Origin of the sequence: Bacillus sp. NPDC094077 (assembly GCF_050279465.1) — a bacterium.
Taxonomy (GTDB): domain Bacteria; phylum Bacillota; class Bacilli; order Bacillales; family Bacillaceae_G; genus Bacillus_A.
Window position 1 is genome coordinate 1 of record NZ_JBNNUF010000038.1, and the last position, 10,860, is coordinate 10,860.

Genomic DNA, 10,860 nt, shown 5'->3' on the forward strand with positions numbered 1-10,860 from the left:
ATGGGTATATAGCACCTCGGAATAGAGTAGAGAAAAAATTGGTAGAAATTTGGTCAGAGGTATTAGGGATTGACTCCTCTGTCATTGGGATAAACGCTAATTTTTTTGAACTAGGTGGGCACTCTTTAAAAATTATGAGTACTTTAGTAAAAACATTTTCTGAAGGTTGGAATGTAACTATTAAAGATTACTTTGAATTAAAAACTATTAATAATATAGCTAAAAAAATTCAATATGGATATAGAGTAAATTCACATTCAGATACATTAGATATTAAATTGTTAACACCTCCAAAGAAGCTAAAGGAAACAAAAAGATATGCATTTAGTAATAGTAGCAAAATACTTTTAACAGGAGCTACAGGATTCTTAGGTATACATCTACTAGAACAACTATTGGATACTACAGAATGTAAGATATATTGTTTAGTTCGTGGGGAAAATAAACTAGAGGCGAAAAATCGTTTATTAAACATGTTACAATTTTATTTTAAAAATAAATTTGTAAGATATCAATCTTTAGTAAATCAACGTATCTTTATTGTGCAAGGTGATTTAGCTAAACAAAATATGGGATTAGAAAACGAATTATATAAGGAGCTTCATCAACAAATCTCAACTGTAATTCATGCTGCGGCTTTAACAAAACATTTTGGCGAGTATAGTGAATTTGAAAGAGCGAATGTCCAGGCGGTGAAAGAACTTCTTGCATTTGTTGGTGATACTAAGGATTTACATCATATATCTACAACTGGTGTAGCAGGACAATTTGTATTAAGTGAAAAGGAAACAATATTTAAAGAAAGCGATTTTTATGTAAAACAAAATTACAAAGATAATGTGTATGTGAAAAGTAAATTTTTAGCAGAATATGAAATATTCAAGGCAATATTAAGGGGAACAGATGCTACTATTTATAGAGTAGGAAATCTTACAAATAGATATATTGATGGACAACATCAATATAACTTCACCGAAAATGCATTTATGAGCAAATTAAAATTTATATTACAATATGGTATTGCGACAGATGTATTATTATCAAGTGAAGTTGAATTTACACCTGTAGATTATTGCAGCAAAATTATCACAGGGTTTGTAACATCAAATGAAGTGCATGAAAATAGTGAAAGTTGCGTAAATCATATATACAATCATCTTACGTTAAATTTAAAGGAACTTGTAAAGTTACTAAATTCAATGGGATATCCAATTAAAGTAATTTCTGAAACAGAGTATCAGCAATTTATTTTAGAACTATCTAAAGATAAAAAGAAACAGAAAGATATTCAAAATCTCATGACATATGAAGAGCAAAAAGATAATTGTTATAAACCAATAAAGCTTGATTCGACTGAAACTCAAAAAATGCTAAAATTATTAGGTGTTCAATGGCCTGTTATTAATAGTGAATATATACAACAAATGATTGCTTATATGACGAGTGTTACTGGTAGTGGTTCTGTAGCAAATTTTTTAAAACAAAGTTACACTTTAAAAAGCTGATTGGGAATATGAGAAATGAGCTATTTTAAAGGAAAACAATTAAAAAAACATAGAAATTTTTTAGGTGAAATCATTGGAAAAGTGCGGCTTTTAGTCAGCGTATGAAAGTAAACTATCATATATTACTTTTAGTATTCAATAGAAAGTAGCGTCAAGGAAGTCCTTCTATAAGAAAGTATGAATATGTCGTTTTCTTTAACTGAAATTTTCTTGAACTTATTATATAATAAGTTCAAGAAAATTTTTCCTTTTTAATCATTCTTAAATAACCACAAACCTTTCGGGTTTACGATTCATTACAAGGAAGTGTATAACGCATATACGCTAATTTGTAATACGAATGTATCCCTGGAAGGTTTTTTTGCGTTGTAGGAATAGGACAAGTAATTAACTAACAAGGGTGTGATCGATTATCTTAAATTATTAAGTATTGTAGTGGGGAAATAAGAATTTTGGATTTTAAAATACAAAAGAAGGTGAAAAAAGATGAGGGGAGCAGTCTCGTCTTTTTTATTTCGAAAGGAGAAGGACATGGGTAAGAAAATTATGGTTTAATCTGTAAAGTTGGTAAAAGACAGTAATCGAATTTATGATATTGAGAAAAAGAAAATCCCTTGGCCAGCGGATGCTGTACGCTTTGCACAGATTATATTCGATATAGAATCAAGACCAAATGAAATTTTTGGTGTATTTAATTTAAATACAAAGAATGAAATTATTGGATGTAGCATTGTGTTCGAAGGAACTGTTGATTCATCGTTAGTCCATCCAAGGGAAACTTTCCGCACGGCAATATTAAATAATGCATCTTCAATTTTATGTTTCCATAATCATCGTGCGACACGTTCCTAACTGAAAAGTTTACGCACGCTGTCTGAACGTCATTTATGGCAAGTAAGAGAGTCGTGAACTCTTAACTCGATAGGTAGAATGATAGGGTAACGCCTTGAAATGCCTACTCTAATACTCCGACATGCGTTATTCGAATGTGTATAAGAATAGGGTGTGAAGCTCGGTGAAGTCGGCTGAAAGTTGTCGTAGTACTCATGAGTAACCGAAAGCTAACCAGAGGTGGTTGGTACAACTGATAGGTCGGGAGTCGTGAAAAACTTAATATGGTGAGAATGTGGTAAAACACTGACGAACTAGCGAATGAAATGTCTGTAAGTGGAACTACTTAGAAATGAGTAGACTTGATGAAAACTTCAAGTGCGTTCCGTGGGCGAGTAAGTATGGTGGTTTCGAAAGCTCCATGCATCGTTACAGGCGATGGAGAGGACGTCAGGCAAGAGCTAGCACCTAAGTTAAGAATAGATAGAGTTAAGGGAACGTGGGAAGCTATCAACATGGAGAGTACACACTCTATGAAGTGGTAGGGAGGAAAGGAATATATCTATAACTTCCTTTTATGATAGTGAGAGTAGAGGCAGGAGTGATGAAGTTTCTGTAATGGAAATGGAACAATAGCCTCAAGTCGTTTCGCCTAAACTATTTTAACTTAATCATCTCAAGGATTCTCGTATGACTAAAAAGGTCACGAGCCAAGATTGGAGCGTGATATACCTTGAACGAAAACTTTAAGAAGATCCCTAGAATGAAAAATACAAGGTTACGCCATGCAGAGTATTATGGCATGACTGAAATCTTCGATGAACTTTATGTGAAAAGTAAGGATAAACAAAAATTTAAAAACCTCATGTCAATCATTACTTCAGACAACAACATTCTACTTGCCTATCGAAATATTAAACGGAATAACGGAAGCGCTACGCCTGGAGTCGATGAAGTTACGATTAAGGACGTTGAAGAGCTTGGAACCCATGAGTTTATTGGAATTGTGAAGAAAAGATTTAAACAGTATAATCCTCGAAAAGTAAAACGTGTGGAAATTCCAAAACCTAATGGAAAAACTAGACCATTAGGTATTCCATCTATGTGGGATAGAGTTGCGCAACAATGTATTCTACAAGTACTGGAACCTATATGTGAAGCTAATTTTTACAAATATAGTTATGGGTTTAGACCGACAAAATCAGCTGAAAATGCAATATCTGCATGTAATGGACGAATAAACAATAATAAAATGCAATATGTAGTGGATATAGACATTAAAGGTTTCTTCGATGAAGTGAAACATTCAAAACTTATGCGACAAATTTGGACAATGGGTATTCGTGATAAACAATTACTTGTGATTATACGTAAAATGTTAAAAGCGCCTATTGTTTTACCAAATGGAGAAATCGTACATCCAACAAAAGGGACACCGCAAGGTGGAATACTTTCCCCTCTATTGGCGAATATCACTTTAAATGAATTTGATTGGTGGATTGCAAACCAATGGGAAAGTAAAAAGTGCCGAACGCTTAAGGACTATCTTAATAAGAAAACAGGATGGTATAATCGTCAATATCGCTATCAACAACTTAGAAAAACATCTACATTAAAAGAAATGTACATTGTCCGCTACGCAGATGATTTTAAAATTTTTACTACAACGCGATTAAATGCTGAAAAGATTTTCATGGCAAGCAAAATGTGGCTAGAGGAACGGTTAAACCTTCCTATTTCTGAGGAGAAATCTCAAATTACAAATCTGAAAAAGAAAAGTAGCGAGTTTCTCGGCTTTGAACTGAAAATGAAACGAAAAGGATATGACCGTTTTGGCCACAGAAAATATGTTTGTCAATCACATATAGCAGAAAAAGCACGAAAGAGGATTAAGAAACAACTCAAAGACCAGATCAAACTCATGCAAAGAGTTCCCAATGGAAACGAATTAATCAAGAACGTTCGAATTTATAATAGTATGGTTATTGGCATTCACAATTATTGTCAAATTGCGACGCAAGTAGTCAATAGTTTGATGCCAATACAATACCAATTAACACAAATAGAACGTCAGCGATTAAAGCAATTTTCATTGAGAAAAACAACCAATTATGCAATCAAAGATAAAGGCATTAAACCTTATTTAAAATCAAAGATGACAAGATATATTAATGGATATCCCCTTATTCCTATTGGGTTCATTAAAACAAAAACAGCATTAATGCCTAAAAATGGTGTTAATAAATTTACCAAAGAAGGACGAGAACTAGTGCATCGGGAACAAAAGTCAGTTCCGAACTGGCAAGTTCAATGGATTAGGGAACACTCTATCATTAATGAACGGGCAACGATAGAATTCAATGACAATCGAATATCGCTGTTTATAGCTCAAAATGGAAAATGTGCAGTAACTGGGGAAGAATTGATTCTAACGGAAATGGATTGCCATCATAAAACATTATGGAGTAAAACGAAGGATGATAGTTATTCCAACTTAGTGCTAATTACTAGAGATGTTCACCGGCTAATCCATGCCACAGATGTAGAAACTATCCAAAGGTATCTTGAATTTCTTGAATTAAATGAGGAACAACTTATGAAGTTGAATAAACTAAGATTGTTAATTGGAAATGAAATAATCAAGTAAATTAGGGATTTAAATTAAACTAAGTAGATTGAGGAAAATGAAATAGAAGGCAAACGATGGCATGCCGTGTGCGATGAAAGTTGCACGCACGGTATAGAGCAGGGGGTGCGACAAGAAGCGACTTCTTCCGCACAATGTCAGTGTCTAATCAGACTATCCAGTTGCAATGGATATTCCCTTCCAAAACTGCGTTATGAGTAATTGTAATGTGGGTTGCATGAGGATATGCTCAACCAGAAGCTGAGTGTCTAAGCAGAAGGGAGCTAGGGAAAGAGTAGTATGGTTAACGATAAGTGAATCTCTATAAGCATCGTCACCATAGTCGTTAGATAAGGCACGGTTAAGCTAACGTTTTATAGGTAGGGAAAATGTTCTCCCCTGAACAGTTTCATTGCAACCCATAAGCCTATCGGTGTATTGGAGAAACCTAACCTACTCATATCTGACAGAAGTCGAACTTGGTAAGTCCAATTGGGGTCCTTCATTGAAGGTAAGTCTAGCGTAAGCGAAACCCAATTCCCCAAGTGGATATAGGAAGTTGGAGCAAGCGAATGTTACCTTGCCGAAAGGCAACAGGAATCGGAAATAACTGGGTGAATAATGCCATTTGGCATAACCTGAAAGGGTGCTGACTTCCAACTGGTATGCAACATGGTAATAAAGCGTTGAAGAATTACTTGAAAGGATGGTAACAGTCGATGAACACTTCTACTAAGAAGTCCGCATTACCAGACATTACTGATTGGAACGACATCAATTGGTTAAGTATCAGTCAGTATGTAGAGAAATTACAGCAACGAATATACCATGCCGAACGTCTTGGAGAAATCCGCAAAGTAAGAAACTTACAAAGGTTGCTAATGAGAAGTCAAGCCGCACTTCTTCTATCAATTAGGAGAGTAACTCAAATTAACAAAGGCAAGCGGACTGCGGGTGTTGATGGGTATAAAGCTCTGACCCCGTATGAGAGAGTCGAACTTTACAATATCATGAAGGGTATGAATATTTACAACCATAGACCTAAGCCTGCTTATCGCACGTATATTGAGAAAAAGAACGGAAAACTCAGACCTCTTGGGATACCAACTATTAAAGATAGAGTCTATCAAAATATCGCTAAATTAGCACTAGAACCACAATGGGAAGCTAAATTTGAACCCACCTCTTATGGCTTTAGACCAAAAAGGAATTGTCATGATGCGATTGAAAGGATCTTCAACACCATTGGAAACAAAAAGCAATGGATTTTCGAAGGTGATCTTAAAGGATGCTTTGATAATCTAAATCATGACTATATTCTTCAACAAATCAAAGGTTTTCCAGCATTAGATGTGGTAGAAAAGTGGCTGAAGGCAGGATTTGTAGACAACAACGTATTTCATACGACAGAGAACGGTACTCCACAGGGAGGAATTATATCACCTCTACTAGCAAACATTGCATTGCATGGTCTAGAAGACTTACTAGATATTAGCTATCGTGAGGTAAATAGGAAAACAAAAGTAACCTATGAAAACCGTTCTAAATTTGCAGTAGTAAAATATGCAGACGACTTCTTAATCTTATGTGAATCGGAAGAAGATGCTAACGGAATGTATAAAACCCTAGAACCCTATTTGGAAACTAGAGGTTTAGAGTTAGCAATGGATAAGACGAAAGTTACTCATATTGAAAAAGGATTTGACTTCTTAGGATTTAATATACGAAAATATAAAACTCATAATGGTAGTAAAGTTCTTATCAAACCTTCTAAAGATAGCATTAAAACGGCGAAAAGAAAGCTTGCAGATAAAATTAGACAACTTTATGGCAAAAATGTTCAAGTGCTTATCAGTACACTGAATCCTATTATTATAGGGACGGCAAATTATTGGAGTCCAAGTGTAGCAAAGGAAATCTTCTCCGAAATGGATTTCCACATCTGGAAAATCCAATACAAGTTCCTAAGAAGGCTCCATCCAAAGAAGAGCTGGAATTGGATTAAACATAGATATTATAAGCTAGACAAAACAGGGCAAAGTAAAAATAAATGGATACTAACAGACCCTGTCACTAATAACCAACTCAAAAGAATGGCATGGACACCCATAGTAAGACATGTACAGATAAAGCATGATTATAGCCCTTTTAATACTGAACTCAAAGAATACTTTGAGAAACGTGATATTAAAGAGTTCGATAAAAACAATGTGGCGTATAGACAGAAATTAGCTAAAAAACAAAAATACAAATGTCCTTTGTGCGGTCATTCAATTACAGACGGCTCAGAAGGTTTAGAAACACACCATAAAACCCCAAGAGTCAAAGGCGGTACAGATGAATATAAAAATCTAGAGTTAGTCCATATATCATGTCATTTAGAATACCATAAGGTATTCCCTGCAAAAGGAGATATTCCAAACGATGCTCAATTTAGAGCAGTTAAGAAATATATCCGTAATAAGAAACTTTCAGGACTAATCTAGCAAGACGTGGATAAAGGCATGCTTGAGCCGTATGTCAGGAAACTGACACGTACGGTTCTTAGGGGGGGAAGGAGTGGTAACACTCCTGACCTACCCGACAAAAGATGGAGATAACCTCAAAGTCTTACCTATTGCTATCATCAGGACATAGCATGGAGTCTCAAGAAGATGTTGAAGTAACTAAGAGATTAAAAGAATGTGGAATTATTATCGGTATTCCTCTTCTTGATCATGTCATTATTGGAGATAACAGTTATGTAAGTTTAATGAAAAAGGGGATTATCTAATACAAAGCAATAAGCCAACTATTTTTAAGGGCGTGTATGGAGGAATAGGAAGATTCTAGAGCGTTTATTCGCATGGATCTTCTTATTTTTTTATTTGTAAGGGTGATTTATAAATGAATTCATAATATGTGATTCGTGGAAATGGACAGATTCGGAGATTAGAAATATAGGATAAGAGAAAAAGGCTCCATGCTTAATAAACTAACAAGATAGCTTCAGCCTAAAATAAGAAAGAATAGGCTAAAGGTTTTTAAGTTGATAACATATAAATAGAAAAAAGGACCGGAATTGATATTATCCTCTTTAGGTAGACGGTGTAAAAAGACCATATACATCCATGTACACTATTACTTGGAGGGGATTTTTCATGACTAAAAAGGTTCAACATGTAATACATATTCAGAAGAATTAAAGTTAGCAGCTGTTCAAAGTTATTTAAACGGAGAAGGAAGTTACAATATGATAAAGGAAAAATATCAGATTAGAAGCTCTACACAACTTAAAAATTGGGTGAAAAAATATAAAGAATTTGGTGAAATTACAGATACTCGTGGGAAAAATGGTGGAATGAAAGGTATATCATTTCCTCTAAAAGGGAAACGTGTTCATTTTAAGACTATTGAAGAGGAATGTGACTACTATAAGGCACAGGCTGAATATTTAAAAAAGCAGCATACAAATCTGTAAATGGGGGCGTACTAAAATATACAGTGAGATATCGTATCATTGAATCATTAAAGGAAAAATATCCAGTTATATGGCTTACGAAATTTGCTGGTGTACATCGTTCAAGTTACTATAAGTGGATTCATACAAAAAGTATGAAAAACATGCGACTAGAATCCGAGAAGCAATTAAAAAAAGTAATACAATCTATTCACGTAAAGCAAAAGGAATATGGTTATCCACGTATGAAAATCGCTTTACAAGAAGAGGGATATTTTCTAAATCACAAAAAGGTAAATCGTTTAATGAGCGAGTTCAACATTCAGTCTATTATTCGAAAGAAGCGTCGCTTCTTTAAAGGGAACTATTCCAATATTTTTCCGAATGTTTTAGACCGTGAATTCAAAGGACACCAACAAAATGAAGCACTTGTTACAGATATTACTTACCTACGATTCCAAGAGGGATTTCGATATCTTTCTGTTGTACAAGATATTTATAATAACGAAGTTGTTTCTTGGAAAATATCCAAGCGCAATGATAATGAACTTATTTTAGACACAATAGAAATGTTGGTACAAAAAAGAGATGTGCGTGGAACCATTCTCCATTCAGATCAGGGATTTCAGTACACATCTCACGCCTACAACAAACGACTTTTAGGTTTAGGTATCATTGGCAGCCACTCTAGCAAAGGAAACTGCCATGATAATGCCTGTATTGAGTCATTTTTCTCCTATTTAAAATCGGAGATGTTGTATTTGAATCATTTTAAAACAGAAGCAGATTTAATACAAGCAATTGAAGAGTATATTTATTTTTATAATTATAAACGGTTCCAAAAACGACTCAACCACCGAGCTCCGATAGAATATCGAATCTCGATGGCTGCTTAGTCTTTTTAATACTGTCTACTTGACAGGGATAAGACCAAATTCCAGTTGAGCTAGATCATCCACAAGCAACTGCGCCTGGATATGCAATGTATTTTTGCTGGATGATTCGACATCTTGAGAATAACCCATGGAATGATCGTATCATGGAGGAAGACCACAAGTGGTTATTAGAACCAAATGCGAAAATTTGGCCAGAAAAAGAATAAACGAACATAAAGATTCTGGACACAAACGATGTTACTTGCAATTGTTTTTGCCCAGAACCACCAATTTTTTTGTGAATTTAGGCAGGTTCTTATATGAGATAGCATAAGAGCCTGTTTGCATGTTTTACCTTTTTTTATGTACAATAAGAATAAGAGATGATATAGACAGGGAGAGGAAATCCATGTCCACTAAATTAGTAAATTTACGCATTGATTTTGCTTTTAAACAGTTATTTGGAACGAAAGGAAATGAGGAAATTTTAACAGGTTTCTTAAATGCAATTCTAGAGGAATCTTTAGATGCACCTATTACATCGCTACAACTAGACGATCCACATCTCCATAAATCTTATGAAGATGATAAGTTATCGATTTTAGACCTATTAGCAACACTAGATAATGGAACGCAAGTAAATATCGAAATTCAGCTTCGAAATACACATGATATGGTAAAGCGATCTTTATACTATTGGAGTAAACTTTATACATCCCAAATGCAAGAAGGAATGCCATACCGTTCACTTCGGAAAACAATTACCATTAACTTACTAGACTTTATTTTGTTTTCTCAGGATGATGCATTTCATACCATTGGACAATTATGGAATACAAAAATGAAGCAACTATTAAGTGACGACATTGAAATCCACTTTGTAGAGATACCGAAATTGGTAAAACAATGGCGTGAAGAAAAAGTAAATCCGTGGGAAAATACATTTGTTCGTTGGATGTTATTATTACCAGCACATGAAGATGAACATTTAACTCAAACATTGGAGGAGATTGCAATGAATCAAGATCCAATTTTACAAAAGGCAATAAATAAATGGGAAAATATGAGCCATGATTCTTCTTTCCGAACAGCATATGAAGCTCGAGAGAAATTACTTTTAGATGAACAAGCTAAGCTAGCACATGCAGAACAAGAGGGCATGGAAAAAGGCATTGAGCAAGGTAAGATGCAAATGATTCGAGGAATGCATGAAATTGGTGTACCGCTTGAAACTATTGCAAAAGCAAGTAAGTTAAGTGTGAAGGAAATAGAACGTATCTTAAAATTGAAATAAATATATATGAGTCTACAGAACTCATGAGTAGAAAAATTTAGATGTTCATAATCGTAGTACGTCTAATCGAAAAGCATTGCTGAAGATTTTAGCAGTGCTTTTTCTCAAGCAACTTTTTGATATTTTCTTTTTGCTCGCAATTATATAGAAAAGTTGAAAGAAGAACGTGAAACGGAATGAATTATCTTATATTAATTGACACTCCCACGGCTAAAGCCACAAGCTGACTAACGTCAGTGGGATTCTTGCTACCAAAGGCGAAGTCTATTTCTAGTATCGCTGACGTGCAA

At 34.6% G+C, this 10,860-nt stretch carries 6 protein-coding genes and 4 pseudogenes; all 10 read left to right on the forward strand.

Annotated elements, in window-relative coordinates; translation table 11 throughout:
• A partial coding sequence (locus ACQKNR_RS28685; protein WP_427322630.1) for a thioester reductase domain-containing protein occupies positions 1 to 1,505 on the forward strand: 1,505 nt, incomplete at its 5' end.
• A 564-nt stretch (positions 1,506 to 2,069) separates the two neighbouring features.
• A pseudogene (locus ACQKNR_RS28690) lies at positions 2,070 to 2,354 on the forward strand (JAB domain-containing protein); the annotation flags it as partial.
• Between the two features lie 347 nt (positions 2,355 to 2,701).
• Positions 2,702 to 2,881 carry a hypothetical protein gene (locus ACQKNR_RS28695; protein WP_427322632.1) on the forward strand — a complete coding sequence of 60 codons (180 nt, stop codon included), beginning with the start codon at positions 2,702 to 2,704 and terminating at the stop codon, positions 2,879 to 2,881.
• A 188-nt stretch (positions 2,882 to 3,069) separates the two neighbouring features.
• Positions 3,070 to 4,983 (forward strand): group II intron reverse transcriptase/maturase, encoded by a 1,914-nt coding sequence (gene ltrA / locus ACQKNR_RS28700; protein ID WP_427322634.1) that lies wholly within the window; start codon positions 3,070 to 3,072, stop codon positions 4,981 to 4,983.
• Positions 4,984 to 5,681: 698 nt separating this feature from the next.
• Entirely contained in the window at positions 5,682 to 7,448 is a 1,767-nt protein-coding gene (ltrA, locus tag ACQKNR_RS28705) for a group II intron reverse transcriptase/maturase (protein ID WP_098771513.1), read from the forward strand.
• A gap of 140 nt (positions 7,449 to 7,588) precedes the next feature.
• Positions 7,589 to 7,735: pseudogene (locus tag ACQKNR_RS28710) on the forward strand (JAB domain-containing protein); the annotation flags it as partial.
• Between the two features lie 423 nt (positions 7,736 to 8,158).
• Positions 8,159 to 8,422, forward strand: a pseudogene (locus tag ACQKNR_RS28715) (helix-turn-helix domain-containing protein); the annotation flags it as partial.
• 23 nt (positions 8,423 to 8,445) lie between these two features.
• Positions 8,446 to 9,297 carry an IS3 family transposase gene (locus ACQKNR_RS28720; protein WP_427322639.1) on the forward strand — a complete coding sequence of 284 codons (852 nt, stop codon included), beginning with the start codon at positions 8,446 to 8,448 and terminating at the stop codon, positions 9,295 to 9,297.
• Between the two features lie 38 nt (positions 9,298 to 9,335).
• A pseudogene (locus ACQKNR_RS28725) lies at positions 9,336 to 9,503 on the forward strand (5-deoxy-glucuronate isomerase); the annotation flags it as partial.
• 182 nt (positions 9,504 to 9,685) lie between these two features.
• Positions 9,686 to 10,570, forward strand: coding sequence for an Rpn family recombination-promoting nuclease/putative transposase (locus ACQKNR_RS28730; RefSeq protein WP_427322641.1), 885 nt, complete (start codon positions 9,686 to 9,688; stop codon positions 10,568 to 10,570).
• The last annotated feature ends 290 nt before the right edge of the window (positions 10,571 to 10,860 follow it).